Annotated in this window: 21 protein-coding genes; 15 read left to right on the forward strand and 6 right to left on the reverse strand. The window is 54.7% G+C overall.

Translation table 11 applies throughout. The features are described from left to right. The first annotated feature begins 9 nt into the window (after positions 1–9). Genes GOB87_RS03180 through GOB87_RS03190 form a run of 3 tightly spaced genes read left to right on the forward strand, consistent with a single transcriptional unit; the run spans position 10 to position 1,261 of the window. The gene (locus tag GOB87_RS03180) at positions 10–480 is read left to right on the forward strand and encodes a hypothetical protein (protein WP_166313106.1); all 471 of its coding nucleotides are present in this window, start codon (positions 10–12) and stop codon (positions 478–480) included. After that, a complete protein-coding gene (locus GOB87_RS03185; RefSeq protein WP_166313107.1) occupies positions 480–1,079 on the forward strand; it encodes an HAD family hydrolase in 600 nt (199 codons plus the stop codon). The genes GOB87_RS03180 and GOB87_RS03185 overlap by 1 nt, the downstream gene beginning before the upstream one ends. After that, on the forward strand, positions 1,076–1,261 hold the full coding sequence (locus tag GOB87_RS03190; protein ID WP_166313108.1) for a hypothetical protein: 186 nt from the start codon (positions 1,076–1,078) through the stop codon (positions 1,259–1,261). The genes GOB87_RS03185 and GOB87_RS03190 overlap by 4 nt, the downstream gene beginning before the upstream one ends. On the opposite strand, the gene GOB87_RS03195 is transcribed toward GOB87_RS03190, so the two are convergent. After that, complete coding sequence (locus tag GOB87_RS03195) at positions 1,242–1,481, reverse strand: sulfurtransferase TusA family protein (RefSeq protein WP_166313109.1); 240 nt, start codon at positions 1,479–1,481, stop codon at positions 1,242–1,244. The genes GOB87_RS03190 and GOB87_RS03195 overlap by 20 nt on opposite strands. 248 nt (positions 1,482–1,729) lie before the next feature. On the opposite strand from GOB87_RS03195, the gene GOB87_RS03200 reads away from it, so the two are divergent. From GOB87_RS03200 to lnt, 3 genes are all read left to right on the forward strand, one after another. Beyond that, a complete protein-coding gene (locus GOB87_RS03200; protein WP_242006138.1) occupies positions 1,730–2,170 on the forward strand; it encodes a Fur family transcriptional regulator in 441 nt (146 codons plus the stop codon). Next, positions 2,167–3,015 carry a GNAT family N-acetyltransferase gene (locus GOB87_RS03205; RefSeq protein ID WP_166313111.1) on the forward strand — a complete coding sequence of 283 codons (849 nt, stop codon included), beginning with the start codon at positions 2,167–2,169 and terminating at the stop codon, positions 3,013–3,015. Before GOB87_RS03200 ends, GOB87_RS03205 begins: the two co-directional genes overlap by 4 nt. Before the next feature lie 64 nt (positions 3,016–3,079). After that, positions 3,080–4,543, forward strand: coding sequence for an apolipoprotein N-acyltransferase (gene lnt / locus GOB87_RS03210; protein ID WP_166313208.1), 1,464 nt, complete (start codon positions 3,080–3,082; stop codon positions 4,541–4,543). A 15-nt stretch (positions 4,544–4,558) separates the two neighbouring features. Here lnt and GOB87_RS03215 read toward each other — a convergent pair whose 3' ends face one another. After that, entirely contained in the window at positions 4,559–5,344 is a 786-nt protein-coding gene (locus GOB87_RS03215) for a DUF4422 domain-containing protein (protein WP_242006139.1), read from the reverse strand. 219 nt (positions 5,345–5,563) lie between these two features. On the opposite strand from GOB87_RS03215, the gene GOB87_RS03220 reads away from it, so the two are divergent. Continuing rightward, on the forward strand, positions 5,564–7,516 hold the full coding sequence (locus GOB87_RS03220; RefSeq protein ID WP_166313113.1) for a glycosyltransferase family 61 protein: 1,953 nt from the start codon (positions 5,564–5,566) through the stop codon (positions 7,514–7,516). A gap of 6 nt (positions 7,517–7,522) precedes the next feature. Here GOB87_RS03220 and GOB87_RS03225 read toward each other — a convergent pair whose 3' ends face one another. The 3 genes from GOB87_RS03225 to trxB form a co-directional block, all read right to left on the reverse strand. After that, positions 7,523–8,752, reverse strand: a complete 1,230-nt coding sequence (locus GOB87_RS03225) for a glycosyltransferase family 2 protein (protein WP_166313114.1) — start codon at positions 8,750–8,752, stop codon at positions 7,523–7,525. A 131-nt stretch (positions 8,753–8,883) separates the two neighbouring features. Beyond that, the gene (locus GOB87_RS03230; RefSeq protein WP_166313115.1) at positions 8,884–9,768 is read right to left on the reverse strand and encodes a LysR family transcriptional regulator; all 885 of its coding nucleotides are present in this window, start codon (positions 9,766–9,768) and stop codon (positions 8,884–8,886) included. A 105-nt stretch (positions 9,769–9,873) separates the two neighbouring features. Then, positions 9,874–10,824 carry a thioredoxin-disulfide reductase gene (gene trxB, locus GOB87_RS03235; protein ID WP_166313116.1) on the reverse strand — a complete coding sequence of 317 codons (951 nt, stop codon included), beginning with the start codon at positions 10,822–10,824 and terminating at the stop codon, positions 9,874–9,876. Between the two features lie 172 nt (positions 10,825–10,996). Between trxB and GOB87_RS03240 the strand changes: the two genes are divergently transcribed. The 7 genes from GOB87_RS03240 (at position 10,997) to gshB (ending at position 17,875) form a co-directional block, all read left to right on the forward strand. Next, on the forward strand, positions 10,997–11,482 hold the full coding sequence (locus tag GOB87_RS03240) for an Lrp/AsnC family transcriptional regulator (RefSeq protein WP_264806554.1): 486 nt from the start codon (positions 10,997–10,999) through the stop codon (positions 11,480–11,482). Continuing rightward, on the forward strand, positions 11,479–12,627 hold the full coding sequence (locus GOB87_RS03245; RefSeq protein WP_166313117.1) for a glycosyltransferase: 1,149 nt from the start codon (positions 11,479–11,481) through the stop codon (positions 12,625–12,627). The genes GOB87_RS03240 and GOB87_RS03245 overlap by 4 nt, the downstream gene beginning before the upstream one ends. A 19-nt stretch (positions 12,628–12,646) precedes the next feature. Then, positions 12,647–14,137, forward strand: a complete 1,491-nt coding sequence (locus GOB87_RS03250) for a glycosyltransferase family 39 protein (RefSeq protein WP_166313118.1) — start codon at positions 12,647–12,649, stop codon at positions 14,135–14,137. Between the two features lie 79 nt (positions 14,138–14,216). Then, positions 14,217–15,425: a flagellar motor protein MotB gene (locus GOB87_RS03255; RefSeq protein WP_166313119.1), complete on the forward strand. Its 1,209-nt coding sequence runs from the start codon at positions 14,217–14,219 to the stop codon at positions 15,423–15,425. Continuing rightward, positions 15,426–16,292 (forward strand): flagellar motor stator protein MotA, encoded by an 867-nt coding sequence (motA, locus tag GOB87_RS03260; protein ID WP_166313120.1) that lies wholly within the window; start codon positions 15,426–15,428, stop codon positions 16,290–16,292. Positions 16,293–16,318: 26 nt separating this feature from the next. After that, positions 16,319–16,828, forward strand: coding sequence for a transcription elongation factor GreB (gene greB / locus GOB87_RS03265; protein WP_166313121.1), 510 nt, complete (start codon positions 16,319–16,321; stop codon positions 16,826–16,828). A gap of 66 nt (positions 16,829–16,894) precedes the next feature. After that, the gene (gene gshB, locus GOB87_RS03270) at positions 16,895–17,875 is read left to right on the forward strand and encodes a glutathione synthase (RefSeq protein ID WP_166313122.1); all 981 of its coding nucleotides are present in this window, start codon (positions 16,895–16,897) and stop codon (positions 17,873–17,875) included. A gap of 8 nt (positions 17,876–17,883) precedes the next feature. Here gshB and GOB87_RS03275 read toward each other — a convergent pair whose 3' ends face one another. Next, on the reverse strand, positions 17,884–18,063 hold the full coding sequence (locus tag GOB87_RS03275; RefSeq protein ID WP_166313123.1) for a hypothetical protein: 180 nt from the start codon (positions 18,061–18,063) through the stop codon (positions 17,884–17,886). Positions 18,064–18,303: 240 nt separating this feature from the next. On the opposite strand from GOB87_RS03275, the gene GOB87_RS03280 reads away from it, so the two are divergent. Continuing rightward, positions 18,304–19,035 carry a class I SAM-dependent methyltransferase gene (locus GOB87_RS03280; protein WP_166313210.1) on the forward strand — a complete coding sequence of 244 codons (732 nt, stop codon included), beginning with the start codon at positions 18,304–18,306 and terminating at the stop codon, positions 19,033–19,035. The last annotated feature ends 106 nt before the right edge of the window (positions 19,036–19,141 follow it).

The raw sequence follows: 19,141 nt of genomic DNA on the forward strand, positions 1-19,141 counted from the left end.
GACAAGACGATGAGGAAGGAAACGGTGTTCATCATCACCTTTCTGGTGTTCACGATGGGCACGGCGCTGGTGATCTGGCTGTTCGCGCTGCCGAATTTCGTGTCGATGACTTTTCCGCAGGTGACGGCGGGCAAGGTGGTATCCGGTCCAATGCGCAACACACGCGATCTGACGCAGGCGGAAGTGGCGACACTCAACGACTGGCTCCAGCATCACACCAGCGGCTGGGGACCGCTGAGCCAGACACCACCGTCCAGCGGTGACGCCCGGCTGGAGCTTCAGGCCACGCGCGACGGCAAGCCCGATCCGATTGTGCTGACCTTGTGGACCGGTATCAGCGCTGCCGACTGGAACAACACGGTGTTCGTGGAAACGCCCGACGGCTCGAAGGTCCGCACCGAGAGCTTCAAGGACAAGGACTTTCAGCCTCTGCGCAAAATGGGGGATGGCGCGGCGTTTCCGCGTTCGGCTTTCCCCTGATGGGAGAGCTTCCCGCTGGGACGCAGGCTCTGATCTTCGATTGTGACGGCACGCTGGTGGACAGTCTGCCGCTCTATCTCGAAGCGTGGCTGGACGCATTGAAGACGAAAGGTGGGATCGAGGTCGCGCCTGAGTGGTTTTTCAGCCGCCGTGGCTATTCGGAAGAAATGGTGCTGGCGGCACTGGAGAAAGAGCGCGGGGTGGCTCTCGACCATGCGGCGATCAAGGCCGCGACTCGTGCGGGCGTTCTGGCGCGTCTGCCGCAGGTGAAGGCGAATGTGCCGGTCGTGGAGATCGTGCGGGAATGGGCAGGGAGGTTGCCCATGGCTGTAGCCTCAAGCGGTTCCCGCGCGGTGGTGGAGGCTTCCCTCGTCGCGGTCGGGATTCGCGATGTGTTCGAGGCGGTCGTTACGATTGACGATGTGGAACGACCCAAGCCCGCTCCGGACCTCTATCTTCTGGCGGCCCAGCGGCTGGGCGTGGAACCGGCCCATTGCGTGGTGTTCGAGGACAGCGCGGAGGGGCTGGACGCCGCGCTTGCGGCTGGGATGAACGCGCGGGACGTGCGCCCGTGGTCGATGTTCCGGCATCTCTCATGAAGACGGTGACGCGGTGCGCACAGTGCGGCGCGTCACTGGAATGTCTGGCTTCCGAGTCCTGCTGGTGCATGAAACAGCCTGCCGTATTGCCGGTGCCGGCTGAGGGCGAGACCGTGGGATGCCTGTGCCCTACCTGTCTGGCCGCTGCTGCGAAGGGTGATCTCAGTTCTTCCGGATCGTGAGAGTGTGTCGATTGTCCGGACCGTTTTCGGTAGCAAGCACGGTATGACCGAGCGCCTGCGTCGAGCGGGTGACGTTGCGCAGAGGTTCCTCGCCTTTGAGTGTGACATGCAACAGATGTCCTTTTGCCAGCGCGTCGAGTGCGAGACGGGTTCGCACGAACGTCATGGGACAGGTCTCGTTGGTGATGTCGAGGGCTGTGGCTTCGGTCGAATCGGGCATGGTCACAAGGTGGAGCCGGGACATCCGTTCTTCAAGAGACGGCGATCAGTGTGCATTTTCGTCACTCTCTGACGTGACATCCCGGTAACGAGTGGACAAGATGCGTGAGAATCAGCTAGGCGATGGCGTATGGTGGTGAACATGCAGCCTGCAGGAAACAATCCGTGAGTCCGGTGCGGACCTCCTCTCCCCCCCGTTCCGCGTCGGCGGCGAAGTCGGCCGACCTCTCCGATTCCCGAATCGCGCGGATGTGCATCGACCGTGGTCTGAAAATGACCGGTCAGCGTCGCGTGATCGCGCGTGTCCTTTCGGACGCGGAAGATCATCCCGATGTGGAAGAGTTGTATCGGCGGGCGTCCGCGCTCGATCCCAAGATTTCCGTGGCGACGGTCTATCGAACCGTCCGTCTGCTGGAAGAGAAGGGCATTCTCGAACGACGGGACTTCGGTGGTGGGCGCGCCCGTTACGAAGCGACCGAGCATGGCCGGCATTATCATCTGATCGATGTGGACAGCGGCAAGGTCATTGAGTTTGAGGATGAGGAGCACGAGGCGCTGATGCATCGCCTGGCCAAGCGCCTTGGCTTTGAACTGGTTTCGCTCCGACTGGAACTGTTTGGACGGCGTCTGCCGGAGGTGGGGACGCCTGCCAAAAAAGGTAAAACCGCGCGCAAGGATGAGACGCCATGAGCGTCGAGACACAGCGAAACGGAGGCCTGTCCACACTTGAACTCGAACGCAACGGGTTCAGGGAACTGCGCGGCGGCAATCTCGGCGTACGGATTGCCTCTACACCCGAAGAGATCGATGCCGCGCAGGCGCTTCGCTATCGCGTGTTCGTCGAGGAAATGGGGGCGCAGCCGAGCGAAGAAGCGTTTCGTCTCAAACGGGACGTGGATGAGTTCGACGCCTATGCCGATCATCTGCTGGTGATTGACCATGCCATTTCATCCGGGCCGGAAGGCGTGGTGGGCACATATCGTCTGATGCAGGACGACGCCGCTGCGCGTCTGGGTCGGTTTTACAGCGAGAGTGAGTTCGATCTCGCTCTGCTGCACAAGTTTTCCGGCAAGCTGCTTGAGGTCGGCCGTTCCTGCGTGGACGCACGTTACCGTGGACGTGCGGCCATGCAGTTGTTGTGGCGTGGCATCGCGTCCTACATCTTCCTGCACCGTATCGATGTGCTGTTTGGCTGCGCCAGTCTGGCCGGGACCAATCCGGACGAACTGTCGGAAGAACTGACCTATCTCTATCATAACCATCTCGCGCCTCCGGCCCTGCGGGTAAAGGCTCTGCCGGAGCGGCGTGTGGAGATGCTGCGCTGCGATCCGCTGACGATCGACCGACGTCGTGCGCTCGCGCGTCTGCCTCCCCTCGTCAAGGGCTATCTGCGACTTGGCGGTTATGTCGGTGACGGGGCTGTGGTGGATCATCAGTTCAACACCACGGATGTGGCGGTTCTGGTGAAGAGCGAACTTATGGCCGACAAATATTACAGGCATTACGAGCGCCGCCTGCGCGACGCGCTCGACTGAGAGCGTGTTTCGGGGAGATGAGGCCCTTTTGGGCGGCGCATCGGGTGGTGGCGCTCCGCCCCGCATGGGCGTGCTGCGTCGGACCGCGCGTGGTTTGCGCCGGTTGCTCCGACCTTTGATGGCCGGAGGAGTGGCGGCATTCGCTTTTCCACCGCTGCATCTGGTGTTTCTGCTCCCCTTTGCGTTCGCTGTGCTCATGCGCGGCATCGACCGTGCGTCCGATTGGCGTCGTGCGGCGGCGCAAGGTTTCGCCTTCGGTTTCGGGCTGCATGCGGTCGGGCTGTACTGGCTGATTAACGCCATTCTGATTCGCGCGAGCGACTTCTGGTGGTTCGTGCCATTTCCCTCCCTCGGCTGTGCTTTCATTCTTGCGCCGTTTGCTGCCGTGCCCGCGGGTGTGTGTCGTCTGGCTCCCGCAGGCTGGCGGCGCGGCGTACTGTTCGCGGTTCTGTGGACCGTCTGCGATATGGGACGGCTGTTTCTTTTCAGCGGCTTCACATGGAATCCAATCGGCAGCGATTGGGCGTTCCACGGTTTGGCGGGAGATGTGATGATTCAGCCCGCCGCGTGGATCGGTGTGGACGGATTGACGCTGTTGACCGTACTTCTGGCCGTTCTGATGCCGCTTGGACGACGGTTCATCGTTGCTGGCGGGATGGTCCTGCTCGTATGGGCCGGGTTGGGGGCGTGGCGGTTTTACGCCTTGGCCGAGGCGGCGGCTCCTACGGCGTCTTCACCGGTTGTGGTGCTGGTGCAGGGGAATGTGCCGGAACAGGAGAAAATCACTCGCTCCGATGTTCGGGCTATTTTCGAGCGTTATCTCCGGTTGACGCGTGAAGGCGTGGCACAGGGGCTGAAAATGGCTGGGCAGCCACAGGGAGCGGCGCGGCCGGTGGTTTATGTCTGGCCCGAGACGGCGTTTCCGGGCGTGCTGGAAGAGGATGATGTTGCGCGGTCGATGATTGCACGGGCCGCTGAAGGGGCGACGGCGGGTGTTATCGGAACCCTGCGGGTCGGACCTGATGAGCACTGGCGCAATTCCATCGTGGCTCTCAATGAAGCGGGACGTGTGGAAGGCGTGTACGATAAGGCGCGTCTGGTACCGTTCGGTGAGTATCAGCCACGTTTTATTCCGCTGCAGGTTGTGCCGGGCGGTGGAATGACGCCGGGACCGGGACCGCTAAGTTGGCATCTTCCCGATCTTCCGCCTGTGGGTCCATTGGTTTGCTACGAGGTGATCTTCTCGGGGCATGTGGTGGATCGGCATGATCGTCCGCAGTGGTTGGTAAACGTCACTAACGACGCTTGGTATGGTAACAGCGCTGGGCCACGCCAGCATCTGGCTGCGGTGCGGCTGCGTGCTGTGGAAGAAGGGTTGCCTGTGGTGCGGGCTGCCAATACCGGCGTGTCGATTGTCTATGACGCACGCGGGCACGATATGGGGCGATTGGAGTGGGGTAAGGAAAGCGTGCTGGTGCGGGCGCTGCCGTCGGCGCTGCCGCCGACGGTGTTTGCATGGTGGAGATAATAGGTTCCAGGGTAATTATATACTTAACATTGGAACATATGTAACTTTTATTAGAGAATTTTCCATTTTCTTTTGGAATACATAATAAGAAAACAATTTTTCTGAATAATATCCTAATTCTCGAGGGTAAACATTAAGAGATTTTTGTAAGTTTTTCATTACTTCATGCCAAAAATGCATGTATTCATCAAATAAATCTTTTTTCATAATAAATGAACACCTATAATTTGTAGTTGTATGATTGAAATCAATCAACATTGGTTTATTGTGGAAATATGAGCATGACACAATGCAGTGTTCGAGTAAAGTATCATCACAAAACTCACTTTTTGTGCTTATATTTTGTGATCTGATGCAAATTATATCATAAGATGATACTTTTTCTTTTAGTGGTTCAATTATGTGGAAATTCTTTTCTTTTCGAATCTCTAGTGCGTTATTAAATGAAATTTTATCATGAAATATTTCTTGTTGTTGGTTCTTTTCAATCAGTTTTCGTAAAAATAGAAGGCGTGGATATTTATTCATAATAAATTTTAACGGGAAAGGATCTAAATATAGTATTCTTCTATAATGCTCAAATCCGATATAATCATAGTCAGACATAAGATTTTTCCATACGTAATAATGTGCTCTCATTTCGGAGTGTGTTTCTTGATTTGATATATTATCTTCACAATCTAAATCGCCAATAAAGGAATTTTCTTTGGATTTTTTTCCTATTATAAAATCAGAAAATACATCATTTGATATGTAATCTGTATTTTCGTCAAAAAAATGCGAAATTCGAAAAATTTTCATTTTCACTTTTTATCTCCATTTGGTTATTGTTGGTGTGAAGGTTTTTCTAAAGTATTTCTAAAATCAGTTTGTTATAATAAAGTTAATTTTATATATATAATTATTATTTTTTCATTGTCTTATATTTTGGATAATATGGATGTTTTTTATTCTTGGTGTGAGATTTTTTTGGCGCTATAATGAAAAGCCTTTTTATAATACACACATAGAGTATGTTAAATGAAAAATGTTTTTGTATGTATTCCATTCGCTGTTGGAGAGAATCATTTTCAGTATTTATTTGATGTGTTTAGTGGATTTTTCAATATAAAAAATATTTTTGTGGAGATTGTTGTTGTTGCAAAAGGTGTTGATGAAAAATTTAATTGTGAATTTAATAGGTGTTTTGGGAAATTTTGCAATGAAAGAATGAAAGTTACATTAAATTCAGTATCGGAGGAAAATTTTTCATGGTGCCATATCGAATTAATGAAAGAGAAGTTTTCTTATTCTGAAATATTATATACTCATTTTGTTTATATTGAGAGCGATATTTTCTTTAGTTCTGTTAATTTTGAATATTTTTTGGAATATCGGGCCTATCTTTCAAATTTTGGCTTGATTCCGGGTTTTTTGCGCATCGAGTTTAATAGACGCCAAAATGATGTTTTTGTATGTGATCAGGCTGGGCAGTTTGATCAAGCAGGTAAATTTTTTGTCCATGTGAATGGAATGGATTTTGTCGAAGTGGGGTCTTGTGCTGTTGGATTGTTTGTTCTCGATAGAGAGGGTTTTTCTGAATATATAAATACTCGATCTTCCGATGAGATTGAAAGTAATAATGTTGTGCAATGGGGTGTTGCACAAAGAGCTGGAATGGGTTTGATGTGGGAAAATATCCCGCCAGGTTTTCAGGCGCGGATGGTTGTTCCTTTGTGTGCAGATAAAAGTGGTCCTGATCCGATGTGTTGGGTGCGGCATGTATCGGATAGTTTTACAAACGATTACAATGATACTCCAAATTTCATACTTGGAAAAACTAGACTAGATCAAATGTTTAAAGAAAAATTTTATGGCGGAAAAAATATAATCTTATCATCGGCTAGAAGTTTTAACACAAAAAAACACAATGGAATAAAGTTTTTAACTGAAGTTTTTGAATGTTGTTGTTATGATAGAAGTAAACTTATTGCATTTGGTGATAAGTCTTTTTTAGATAACTTAAGTTTTTACAATTTTCCATTGGAGAATTCTCCTGCCGTAATGCAAAATGTGATTTTAGTAAAATTTGATGATATTTACGTGGTTGGAGGTATAATATACCCATTTTTAGATAAAGAAATAACTGTTTTATACGAAATATTTCGCCCAAATGACCGACCTGCGCTTCCTGTACCGGATGTGAATTTTTCTCGTGGTATAGAATACAATTATCAGAATGATAATGTGAATTTTATTTGTACATCAGCAGGATCAGCATCTAATTATGGGCACTGGCTTGTGGATGATCTTCCAAGATTCAAGGCTTTAGATGGATTTAAAGGTAAAAAAATAAATATTATACTGCAGTCTGGATCAGAATTATTGAATTATGTGAGGCAAGAGTCGATTTGTATGGCTTTTCCGGAGTATGAATTTGAGTTCATTTTCTATGATGGACGTTATCCAATACGATTAAAAGATGCTTATTATGTGACCCCGACGACATATCATCCGATTGTAAAATCATCCCCAGCATTAAAGTACCTTTCTTGTTTGGGGCAAAAAATGAGACGAAGTAATAGTTCTAAGCGTATTTTCCTTCTGCGTCGTCCACCCGAACGGCGGGCGCTTGTAAATTACAATGAAGTAATGGCATCTCTTTCGAAATATAATTTTGATCTCATAGATATTTCTGGATGGAGTGTTAAACGGCAAGCAGAGATTTTTTCTGGGGCTGAAATTGTTGCTGGTTGTATGGGGGCTGCAATGACTAATGTTGTCTTTTCTGCGCTGGGATTGGAGACTATTCTGTTCGCGCCAGAGGGTTGGGTGGAACCTTTTTATTGGGATTTAGCAATGGCACGAGGCGACTCGTATGTTGTTTTTTATGGAAAAACTTTAAATACTGACGTTGCGCCTAATGATAGTGATTACGAAATTGATATTTCTTCATTGGAGTTGTATTTAGAAAGACGATTTGGTTATCGTTAGAGTTTATTATATTTTGTAATTTGGTATTGCATACTTCAAAAAGAAAAAAGTTTCCCATTCTGATAAGTTTTCTCGAGTAACATTTATTTTTTCTTCATTAGTAATGTCATAGCATAAAAATTTTCTATCGAGATGAAGTCCAAATCCGGATTTTTTTGTATATGAAATGGAGAATATAGTTGCTTTTTGTGGATTTTTGGTGTGAAGGATAACCTCATTTTTTTTAAATATTAGGAAATGTTTTGAATGGTCAATTTTTACAGTAAGTGTCATTCCCTCTTCAAGTATTTGTAATTGTACCTCGGTCATATCTGGATAAATTCTTTTTCCGCGTAAGGTTTGATATTCAGGGGAATAGTATATTTTTTCCCCGTTGAAAGTGGAAATTTCCCATTCTAATTGTTGGGGGGGAGGTGGCTGCGTAGAACGAGTTTGTTCTTGTATACAAAACATTTCATAACGTAAAAAGGCGGCTTCTTCGTCCCCTCGCCATGCATGGCGATAGATTTCTTCTTTTGCTAATTTTTTGTAAATTGGCGAGTTGAAAGAAATGCCTTCATAATCAGGGCCTTTATCAAGACCGCGTACTTCTAAATTTGAATGAATCAAATAAGGAAGAAGTCTCTCTTCGCCTTCTTTTTCTTGTATCCCACCGTATCCAGCTCGAATGAAACGATTTGTATGATCAACATGCTCAAAACCATAACGCCGAAAACGTGTATCCATAAATCCGACATCGGCTAAAGCCCGCCGACTAAAAGCAGAGCATTGACCAGTTAAATATATTGAAATAAATGGATTATCTACAGTTCCTTCGCCTTGCAGGTATTCATTTGGCCAATGCAAAGGAGCTAAGTTTACGTGTCCATATTTCTGGACGGCGTCTATCCAGACTTTTTCCCATCCCATAGTAGTAGGTCGCGTATCATCTTCTAAAAGAATAATAATGTCACATTCGCGGTATTTTAATAGATAATATAGTACTCGATTTTTGTTCCAAGCAATTCCCCGATTAGAAACTGATAGATAATCAACATTGAACGTTTTTATTATGTCTAAAGTATCGTCACTAGAGCCATCATCAGAAACAAAAATATAACTCTCTGTTTCTGTAAATTTTTTTATCGCTTCAATAGTTTCTTTTAATATAGAAGATCTGTTGAATGTGGTTATGCCAATTCCAATTTTTAGGTCAGTCGCTTTCTGTGGAAAGTTCTTTGATAGATTTAGTGGCATTTTTATACTCATTTGGTGTGAATTTTATTATTATATCACATAACAAAATAATTTCTTCTGCGTTAATTATGGTAACAATTAACGTAGAAAAGCCGTGATGAGTTCTCTATAAATGAATAACTTGCAGGATTTTATCCCCGTAGCCCCAACTCACTCGTTAGGAAATCCCGGAACACCGCGACCCGCTTGGAACTCCGGAGTTCTTCCGGATATACGAAGAACGCCTCAACCTGAGGCGCTGGCACGTCCGCCAGAACCCGCACCAGCGTCGGATACTCCGTCACGGCATAACCCGGCACGGAACCGATCCCCAGACCGGAAGAAATGGCGTCAGCCATCGCCACCATGCTGTTGACTTCCAGACGGGCAGGACGACGCTGACCTTCCGGCATTCCGGCTTCCAGCAGCCAGTTCACATGCGGGACGGGAGGATGATAACCCCCGAAGGCAACGAGCTGATGCGTGGCCAGATCGTCCAGAGAGGCGGGTTGTCCGAACTGCTCCAGATAACGCGGGGACGCGTACACATGCAGGGGAAAATCTGCCAGGTGACGCTGGATCAGATCCGGTTGGCGGGGAGCGTGCATGCGCACGGCAACATCGGCCTCCCGCATCCCAAGATCGAGATCGTTGTCTTCAAGGATAAGGGAAATGGAGATGTCCGGGTTCTGCTCCATGAACTTGTGCAGACGCGGCATCAGCCAGCAGCTTCCGAAACCTGTCGTCGTGGTGACACGAAGACGACCGGCAGCCTTTTCCTTGCTCTCGGTCAGGAGTGTCTGGGTCATCTCGAGTTTGGAGAAGACCTCGCGCACCGTCTGATTGAGCGTCTCACCCTGCTCGGTCAGGATGAGGCCTCGGGCATGGCGATGGAAGAGTGGAACCTGAAGAACATCCTCCAGGGCAGAAATCTGACGTGAAACCGCAGACTGGCTCAGATTCAGCACGTCACCTGCGTGCGTGAAGGAACCGGCTTCGGCAACAGCGTGGAAGATTCTGAGTTTGTCCCAGTCCACACCACTCTCCCTTACATAACTTTGAGCATGCGCCATCCGGGCTGCGGCGCATCCAATGGGTTTTCGTGACGGAAATATGAGGTCAGGTCAAGTATTCTGCCTCATTCAGGCAACAATTCCGGCAAGGTGACGTTCCGCGTCGAGGGCCGCCATGCAGCCTGTGCCGGCTGCCGTCACAGCCTGTCGATAAATCTTGTCCTGAACGTCCCCTGCGGCAAAGACGCCGGGCACGGATGTGCGGGTGGTGCCGCGTTCAGTGACGATATAGCCCTCTGTGTCGAGCATGAGCTGGTCATGGAAAAGGCCGGTATTGGGGGAGTGCCCGATGGCGATGAACACCCCATCGACCGGCAATGTGCTCATCGTCTCGTTGAGTACATTGAGCAGTTTTACACCCGTGACGGTCGGCGGTGTGCCCGAAGCAAGAATGTCAGCCACGACCGAGTTCCACACGACCGAGACTTTGGGATTGGCCAGTAGCCGGTCCTGAAGGATCTTTTCGGCACGCAGGGAATCGCGACGGTGGATCAGGGTCACATGGTCGGCATGATGGGTCAGATAAAGAGCTTCTTCGACCGCTGTGTTGCCGCCACCCACGACCGCGACCCTCTTGCCCCGGAAGAAGAAGCCATCGCAGGTGGCGCAGGCCGACACGCCAGCCCCCTGAAGGGCTTTTTCATTGGGAAGGCCGAGCCATTTCGCCTGTGCGCCCGTGGCGATGATAACGCTGCGCGCCAGATAGACATCCCCACCATCGAGTGTCACGCGAAATGGCGAACCGTTACGAAAGTCCACCTTCGTGACAAGATCATGAACGATCCGGGTGCCGACATGCTCGGCCTGCGCAGCCATCTGCTCCATCAGCCACGGCCCCTGAATGGCGGTGGCGAAACCGGGATAATTTTCCACATCCGTGGTGATCATCAACTGGCCGCCCGGCTGCATGCCCGCCACCAGAACAGGCGCCAGATTGGCGCGCGCGGCGTAGATCGCGGCGGTGTAGCCAGCCGGGCCCGCGCCGATGATGAGAAGGTCGGTGGAGGTCGTCGTACTCATGGCGTCCTTCGCTCTGTCCGTGACGGTAATGCGAAATCCAAAGTGCTGCGGATATGAGCCTGCGGACGCTCAAGGGCAACCCGCGGCTTGTGTTTTCCGTTACGCAGGGGCTTTGGACAGGGGCTGGTACCTCCTGTATGCAGCGCGCAGAAGGGTGTGGAGAGACAAAGGCGTGACGGTAGCGGAACTCGATGCGGTGGATCGGCGGATCATTGCCGAGTTGCAGGTGGACGGCCGCATGACCAACGTGGAGCTTGCGCGGCGCGTCGGCATTTCAGCACCGCCCTGCCTGCGTCGTGTGCGCCGGCTGGAAGAACTGGGCGTTATCTCGGGCTATCACGCCGATGTGGATGCCGGTGCCTTGGGGTGGCCCATCTCGTTTTACGCCGTGATCGGTCTGGACAGCCAGAAAGAGGCGGTTCTCTCCCAGTTCGAGGCGCTGGTCGCGACATGGCCGGAAGCGCTCGAATGCCACATGATTCGCGGGGGTGACGATTTTCTCGTGCGATTGGCGGCACGGGACACGACGCATGAAAACCAGCTCACCCGCCGCCTGACAGAAGCGCCGCATGTCATGCGTGTGCAGACGCTTCAGACCATCCGAACCACGCTTTCGCGTCCTCTTGTGGCCGTGGCGGGAGGAGAAGGTGAAACATGAGTGTCGTTGCGTCTCGTCCGACTGTCCGGACGCCGGTGCAGGCTTCGGTCACGCGGATCGGAACGCCGGATATCACGGTGGTTGTTCCCTGTTACCGGGAGGCGGCAAATGTACGGCCGCTTGTGGAAGCGCTGACGCAGGCGCTCACCGGGCGGGACTGGGAAGTCGTTTTCGTCGATGACAACTCGCCCGATGGAACGATCGAAGTGGTGCGCCAGTTGGCGCAGACCAACTGGCGTGTGCGTGGCATTTCCCGCATCGGTCGGCGGGGCCTGTCCACGGCCGTGATCGAAGGCGCGCTGTCGTCCTCCGCTCCTTACATCGCGGTCATGGATGGCGATCTTCAGCATGACGAGTCCCGTCTGGGAACGATGATCGACAAGCTGGCGGCTGGAGAATGCGATATAGTAGTGGGCAGCCGCCACGTCGAAGGGGGCGATAACAGCGGACTTGCCAATGCGTGGCGGCACGCCCTTTCGGATGGCGGCATCCGTCTTGCGCAGATGATGATGCCGGTGAAGCTGAGCGATCCGATGAGCGGCTTTTTCGCACTGCGGCGGGATCTGTTCGTGAAAACCGCTCCGCGTCTTTCGGGTGCGGGCTTCAAGATCCTGATGGACCTGATTCTTTCCGCCCCGGGGCCTGTACGCGTCGAGGAGGTGCCGTGTGTGTTCCGGCCGCGCCTTGCGGGTGAGAGCAAGCTCGATTTTCTGGTGTTGCTCCAGTTCCTCGCCCTGATCCTCGACAAGCTGTTTCGTGGCTGGCTGCCCATCCGCTTCATCGCGTTTGCGCTGGTGGGCGCGGTTGGGGTGGTGGTGAACATTCTGGTCATGGAGGCGCTGCGACTGGGGGGAGTGGGTTTTGGAGGGGCGCAGTCGGTCGGCACGATTGTCGCCATGCTGACCAATTTCTGGCTCGATAACACCTTCACCTATCGGGATCGCCGGTTGAAAGGTGCCCGGATGTGGGGTGGGCTGATCGTGTTCCTTCTCGTGTGTTCCATCGGCGCGTGGGCCAATATCGGCGTGGCCACGCTCTTTCTCGGAACAGGGGAGGACTGGAGCAGCGCTAGCGCGGCGGGTGCGGTGATCGGCGTGGTGTGGAATTACGCCGTGTCGTCCACTCTGATCTGGCGCTCGAAATGAATGAAACACCTCGCGGATCGTGAATCGGCAGCAGTGGACACTGGCGCTCGCGCTTCTGGTCGCGGTCACGGCCCTGCGCGTCGTTGTAGCGGCCCTCCTGCCGATCACGCCCGATGAGGCTTATTACTGGACATGGTCGCGGGCGCTTCAGCCCGGTTATCTCGACCATCCCTTCATGGTGGCCGTATGGATCCGGTTGGGCACCTTCCTGCTGGGCGATGGCGCTCTGGGGATCCGGCTGACCGGTCCGTTTGCGGCGGGCGTAGGAACGCTTTTCGTCATGATGACGATGCGCGATCTGCTTGTTCTGCGTGATCGGTCGTCCTCTCCTTCATGTGCATCCACGTCTCCCTTTATCGCTGGCGTGCTGTTGAACGCGACATTGGCGGTGGGTCTGGGCGCGATCGTGATGACGCCCGACACTCCCCTTCTGTTCTTTCAGTCGATTTTCCTATGGGCGGTCGTCCGTTTGCTTGTGAGCGGTGACAACCGCTGGTGGCTGGTGCTTGGACTGATGGCGGGCGCTGGTTTCGACAGCAAATACACCATGATCCTGTCCGTTCTCGCACTGGGCGTGTGGGTGGGTTGGGACGTGCAGGCACGCGTCATGTTGCGCACGGTCTGGCCGTGGGCGGGCCTGATTCTGGCGGTGATCGGAGCGTCTCCCGTGATCGGGTGGAACGCAGCGCATGGATGGGCCAGTTTCATCAAACAGGGTGGGCGAACCGGGGACTGGAACCCGGCACGGGCGGCGCAATTTCTGGGAGAGTTGGTGAGCGGCCAGATCGGGTTGCTCACGCCGGGAATATTTCTGCTGGGCGGTCTGGCGCTATGGCATGCTGTGCGGGCGCGAGACCGTGTGGACCGGCTTCTGCTCTGCCTTATCGGCGTGCCCGCGCTGGTCTTTTTTCAGCACGCGGCGGGGGATCGGGTGCAGCCCAACTGGCCCGTCCTGCTGTATCCGGCCATTGTCCTTCTGGTGACATGGCAGGGTGCGCGGGGCTGGAAGGCGGCCTCGGCACTCGGGTTTCTGCTCAGTGGTCTGGTGCTGACGCAAGCGTTGACGGGTGCTTTGCCGTTGGGGCGGCATCTGGACGTCACGTTGCGGCAGGCTGGCGGTTGGTCTCAGTTGATGGATGAGGTGGCAGCCCGCTCACAGGGAGCGGCGTTTGTCGCATCCGACGATTACGGCCTGGCATCCGAACTGGCGTTGTGGTTGCCTGACCGGGTGGTGGGAGGTGTCGATCCCCGCTGGGCTTTTGCTGGACGTCCGGAACTGACATGCCAGACGGGATGGGGGGTGTTGGTACGGAATGCGCGGCGTTCGTTTCCGACGGATCATCCGTGGCAGAAGGAATCGCAGCCTCTCGGGGAGGTGGTGCGTGCCCGAAAAGGACGGGAGGCCGAACGCTATGCGCTGTTTCGGGTCCGCTGTCCTCTGTCGGCACAGGCCGAGTCGATTCTTTATCGGCTTCCCACCAGTCAGGGGCGGGACCGTCATTCTCGATGATGAGTCGTTCCCGGATGGCAAGGGATTAAGCGTGTTTTAAGCCCCTTCAACCAGCATGCACCGCAAGTTGGAGAGGTGTATGGCGCGCAACGGGGACAACAAACCGAAGATCGTCGTGATTCGACGCGGTGGCGGTGGTGGCGATGGCCACCACGGTGGCGCGTGGAAAATCGCGTACGCGGACTTCGTGACGGCCATGATGGCGTTCTTCCTCGTGATGTGGCTCATCAACGCCACGACCGAGCAGCGTCGGCGCGGCATCGCCAACTTCTTCAATCCCATGGCGTCAACATCTGCGCCCGCCAGCCAGACTATGTCCGATCCGGGACTGACCCCGCCTACAGCACAGGACGACACGCAGCAGGCGACCCACAAGACCGGCAATCTGGATATGTCGGAAAAGCCCGATAACGGCGCGGCCCATAAACCGGGTCCAACCCCACACGAAAGCAAGGGCGCCATTGCGAAGGCTGGTGGATTTGGGCCGGACGTTGCGGTCGTGGTGGGGCGCGATATTGCGGGAAGTGGTTCCGATACGCGTCAGCGGGGCATGTTGCGTACGCCCGATCCGTCTTTTCCCGACCGAAGTATCGGCCGCATTGTGTCGGTTCCACCCTCACTGGCGAAGATCGTGCCGATTGGAGGCAGCAAAACCGGCTCTACGACCGATGTGGGCGAGAGTGGACAGGTTGATGCGGCAGCTCAGGAACAAAAAGACCTGGAGCATGATGCGCAGCAGATTCATGCTGCCATGGACAAGGACCCGGCGGCCAGTCAGTTGGCGCCTCAGGTAAAAGTGGAACTGGTGCCGGAAGGTTTGCGGATCCAGTTGTCCGAAAGCGACCGCAAGCCGATGTTCGACACGGGTTCGGCGCAGCTGAATGCCAACGCTACGCATCTGATGCAATTGATCGCGCCCTACCTCACGGCAATGCCCCAGAACCTTTCAATCTATGGCTATACCGATGCGGCAACGTATCGGCGCAAAGGTGAGTCCAACTGGGGACTGTCGGCCGCACGGGCGGATTCGGCGCGGGAGATTCTCGAGCAGGCCGGTTTTCCGGAACAGAGGCTGCTGGAAGTGTCGGGGCGTGCGGATCGTCAACTGGCGGACCCGGCGGATCCTGCTTCGGCCGCCAATCGCCGCGTCGTGCTCCTGCTGCATCGCGAACATGATGTTCCGCTGCCGGACGCAGCCGCCACACCACAGAACAACGCACCCACTGCACCCGCAGGCGCGGTGCTGCCTGCCGGAGAGATATCCGGTCAGAAGATAAGGACAGACTGAATGTTGGTAATTGGCGGCCTGGTTTTTATGCTGCTTTGCGTGTTCGGCTCCTTTGCGGCCTCAGGCGGTGCCATCGTGCCGCTGGTCAAGTCGATGCCGTTCGAACTGCTCACCATCATGGGAGCGGGCATCGGCACGTTTGTCATGGCAAGCTCCATTGGGGATCTCAAACATGTGCCGGGTGCGCTGGGTAAGGCCGTCAAGGGACCGAAATTCGGACGGCAGGACTACCTTGAGCTTCTATGCCTGCTGTTTTCGTTCACGCGCCTTGCTCAGAGCCACGGTGTGATGGCGCTGGAGCAGCATATCGAGACCCCCATGGAAAGCACGATTTTCGGAAAATATCCGAAAATCCGCGACAACCAGCGGGTCCGGCGTCTGATTTGCGACTATCTGCGCATGATCAGCATGAATATGGACGATCCGTTTCAACTCGATGAGGTGATGTCGCGCGAACTTGCAAAAAATCTCAAGGAAGACTGCCACGTCGCGCACAGTCTGCAGACATTGGCGGATGCACTGCCGGCACTCGGAATCGTCGCCGCCGTGCTGGGCGTCATCAAGACCATGGGATCGATCAGCAAGCCGCCGGAAGTTCTTGGCGAGATGATCGCGGGCGCGCTGGTCGGCACGTTCCTGGGTGTTCTGCTGGCCTACGGTATTGTAGGCCCGCTTTCCTCCCGTATCCGCAGCGTTGTGGAAGAGGACGCGCACTATTATGACCTCATCCGTGCGGTCTTCGTCGCGTTCCTGCAGGGCAATGCGCCTCAGGTCAGTGTGGAGATCGGACGCAAGGATATTCCCGGCGAACTGATGCCGAGTTTCGAGGAGGTCGATACCGCACTCAACGAACTCGCCGTTGGCTAAGCCGCCAAGTGGAGTGCGGTTGAGATATGACAGGAGAAGTGAGCGGCAGCGAGGACCTGCGGCGTTACATCACGCCAGCGGGTCTGCGGGTCATGCGCGCGGAACTGTCGCAACTGGTCCGTGAGGAGCGGCCGTCTGTGGTGGAGGTTGTCTCATGGGCGGCGGGAAACGGAGATCGCTCTGAAAATGGCGATTACATCTACGGAAAAAAGCGCCTGCGCGAGATCGACCGGCGCATCCGGTTTCTGACCAAGCGTGTGGAAACGGCCATTTCCGTCGAGCCTGCCGAGCAGACGCGCCGCGACCGTGTGTTCTTTGGCGCGACCGTTACTTATGCGGACGAAAGCGATCGAGAGACGACGGTGACGATTGTGGGTGTGGACGAGGCTGTAACCGAGCGGGGCGAAATCAGTCTGGTGTCGCCGGTTGCCCGTGCTCTTCTTGGGCGCGGCGTGGGAGACGAAATCACGCTTCATACACCGCGTGGGCCTGAGTTGATCGAACTGCTTGCCATCTCCTATCCACTTCCAGCCTGACCTTCTCCTTTTGCTTGGGATGTGAATTGCCCTAAAGGAGTCGACAGCAGGAAAACGGAGCTTGTCATGACTTCAGGGCTTGATGTCGCGGTGCAGATGGATCCTCTGGAGGGGATCGACATCAATGGTGATTCGACCTTCGCCATGATGCTGGAAGCGCAGGCACGCGGACACCGCCTGTTTGTCTATGAAGTCAACAGCATGGCTCTTCTGGAAGGCGGTCATGGCACCTCCACGCAACTGACGGCGCGGGTGCGTCCAGTCCAGGTCCGGCGTGAAAAGGGCAATCACGCGACTTTCGGAGAGGCGGTGCGGAGCAACCTTGGCGACATGGACGTGATCCTGATGCGTCAGGATCCGCCCTTCGACATGGCCTACATTACCGCTACTCACCTTCTTGAGCATGTGCACGGCGTTGGGCCGGGACGTGCGTTAGTGGTGAACGATCCGCGTTCGGTGCGCGATGCCCCGGAAAAGCTGCTGGTCACCCATTATCCGGAACTGATGCCGCCGACTCTGGTGACATGGGACACAGATGAAATCCGCGCGTTCCGCCATCGCTGGAAAGACATCATCGTCAAGCCGCTCTTCGGGAATGGCGGCAGCGGCGTGTTCCGTATTCGTGAGGACGACCAGAACCTTAACGCTCTTCTGGAGATGCACTTTGCCCGCTCACGCGAGCCGTTGATGATCCAACGCTATGAAGCCGCCGTTCGGCAGGGGGACAAACGCATCATTCTGGCGGACGGTGTGCCCATCGGGGCGATCAATCGCGTGCCTGCGGAGGGCGAGGCGCGGTCGAACATGCATGTGGGCGGCGTGGCGACACCGGTGAAACTGACGCCGCGCGATCAGGAAATCTGTGAGGCCATCGGTCCGATGCTGCGTGATCGGGGGCTGATCTTCGTGGGAATCGATGTGATCGGGAACTGGTTGACGGAAATCAATGTGACGTCCCCCACGGGCCTTCAGGAACTCGCGCGTTTCGACGGCACCAATCCGGCGGCCACGTTGTGGGATTGCATCGAAGCGCGTCTGACGACCTGACGAATGGATCAGCCTGCGGGCGGCTCCTCGGCAGAGGGTTTGATGCAGCAGGTCTTTTCCTCTTTTTTGCGGTGAAATCTCTGTAAATCCAGCTTGTTATCCAGCCATTTGTAGAGTGGCTCTCTCCAATAGAAACCAAACATGGAGGCCCAGATCACGATGCAGAGAAGAATAAGGATTATCTGCACGGTGTGACTCCTCTCGTGCGTGGATGGCGGCATCGTCTTCGTGGCGTGATGCCGGAGTGCATTTCCTGAGTGTAGGAGAATGATCCGCGTGAAAGAAGAGCGAGACGGTGGAAGAGCGATGCAGGGTTGGTGGTTGTGCGCGGCTGTGGCAATGTGCGCGCCGAACTCTGAGCACGGCCGTCCTTTGCGGAATGCCCCGGTCTGTGTTTGCGGGTTTGAACTTGGGGCAAATGGGGCGTGATGAACGAAGTCTTGCAGAGGGTCCGCAGCGAGTCGGCGGAAGACGTGTCTCGTCAGGGAGAGGCGCACGGGCCGAAGGTTGCTCTGGACGCCGATGCCGTAAAGGCCGCGTACCGACGCTGGGCCGGTGTGTATGACACCGTCTTTGGCGGTATTTCCGCATTCGGGCGCAAGCGCGCCGTGGCAGCCGTCAATCGCCTGCCGGGCAGTCGTGTTCTGGAAGTGGGCGTGGGAACGGGGCTTGCGCTGCCGCATTACACTGCGGCCAAGCGGGTCACGGGAATCGATCTTTCGGGCGATATGCTGGCGCGCGCGCGTGAGCGCGTGCGTCGCGATCATCTGACGAATGTCGATGCGTTGCTGGAAATGGACGCTGAGGACACGCGCTTTGCGGATAATTCATTCGACATCGCGGTGGCCATGTTCGTGGCGTCTGTCGTGCCGCATCCGCGCCGCCTGCTGACCGAACTCAAGCGCGTTGTGAAACCCGACGGTTATATCCTGTTCGTCAATCATTTCCTGACGCCCCATGGTGTGCGCGGAGCGATTGAGCGTGGCATGGCGCGGGCGTCCCATTCTCTGGGATGGCACCCCGACTTTGCGATGGAAGCGCTTCTGCCTCCGGAAGATATCGCGCGGGCGCGTATCGAGCCTGTGCCCCCTGCCGGATTGTTCACCCTCGTCACGCTTCGGCAGGAAGACCTTTCTGCTGCGCAGGAAAAAGTCGCCTGATCCCCGCATTCCGGGTTTGCCTGCGCGTCACGGACAGGGCTGGCTTGTGGCGGCATGAGGGGATGACGCTTTCTGGTTGCATGAATTTTCGGTAGGGTGGGATGTT

Origin of the sequence: Acetobacter estunensis, assembly GCF_011516945.1 — a bacterium.
In the GTDB taxonomy this organism is placed as follows: Bacteria; Pseudomonadota; Alphaproteobacteria; order Acetobacterales; family Acetobacteraceae; genus Acetobacter; species Acetobacter estunensis.

Coding starts and splice junctions, on each gene's coding strand:
- GOB87_RS03180 (WP_166313106.1), top strand. CDS start 10: ATGAGGAAGGAAACGGTGTTCATCATCACCTTTCTGGTGTTCACGATG.
- GOB87_RS03185 (WP_166313107.1), top strand. CDS start 480: ATGGGAGAGCTTCCCGCTGGGACGCAGGCTCTGATCTTCGATTGTGAC.
- GOB87_RS03190 (WP_166313108.1), top strand. CDS start 1,076: ATGAAGACGGTGACGCGGTGCGCACAGTGCGGCGCGTCACTGGAATGT.
- GOB87_RS03195 (WP_166313109.1), bottom strand. CDS start 1,481: ATGCCCGATTCGACCGAAGCCACAGCCCTCGACATCACCAACGAGACC.
- GOB87_RS03200 (WP_242006138.1), top strand. CDS start 1,730: ATGTGCATCGACCGTGGTCTGAAAATGACCGGTCAGCGTCGCGTGATC.
- GOB87_RS03205 (WP_166313111.1), top strand. CDS start 2,167: ATGAGCGTCGAGACACAGCGAAACGGAGGCCTGTCCACACTTGAACTC.
- lnt (WP_166313208.1), top strand. CDS start 3,080: ATGGGCGTGCTGCGTCGGACCGCGCGTGGTTTGCGCCGGTTGCTCCGA.
- GOB87_RS03215 (WP_242006139.1), bottom strand. CDS start 5,344: ATGAAAATTTTTCGAATTTCGCATTTTTTTGACGAAAATACAGATTAC.
- GOB87_RS03220 (WP_166313113.1), top strand. CDS start 5,564: ATGAAAAATGTTTTTGTATGTATTCCATTCGCTGTTGGAGAGAATCAT.
- GOB87_RS03225 (WP_166313114.1), bottom strand. CDS start 8,752: ATGCCACTAAATCTATCAAAGAACTTTCCACAGAAAGCGACTGACCTA.
- trxB (WP_166313116.1), bottom strand. CDS start 10,824: ATGAGTACGACGACCTCCACCGACCTTCTCATCATCGGCGCGGGCCCG.
- GOB87_RS03245 (WP_166313117.1), top strand. CDS start 11,479: ATGAGTGTCGTTGCGTCTCGTCCGACTGTCCGGACGCCGGTGCAGGCT.
- GOB87_RS03255 (WP_166313119.1), top strand. CDS start 14,217: ATGGCGCGCAACGGGGACAACAAACCGAAGATCGTCGTGATTCGACGC.
- motA (WP_166313120.1), top strand. CDS start 15,426: ATGTTGGTAATTGGCGGCCTGGTTTTTATGCTGCTTTGCGTGTTCGGC.
- greB (WP_166313121.1), top strand. CDS start 16,319: ATGACAGGAGAAGTGAGCGGCAGCGAGGACCTGCGGCGTTACATCACG.
- gshB (WP_166313122.1), top strand. CDS start 16,895: ATGACTTCAGGGCTTGATGTCGCGGTGCAGATGGATCCTCTGGAGGGG.
- GOB87_RS03280 (WP_166313210.1), top strand. CDS start 18,304: ATGAACGAAGTCTTGCAGAGGGTCCGCAGCGAGTCGGCGGAAGACGTG.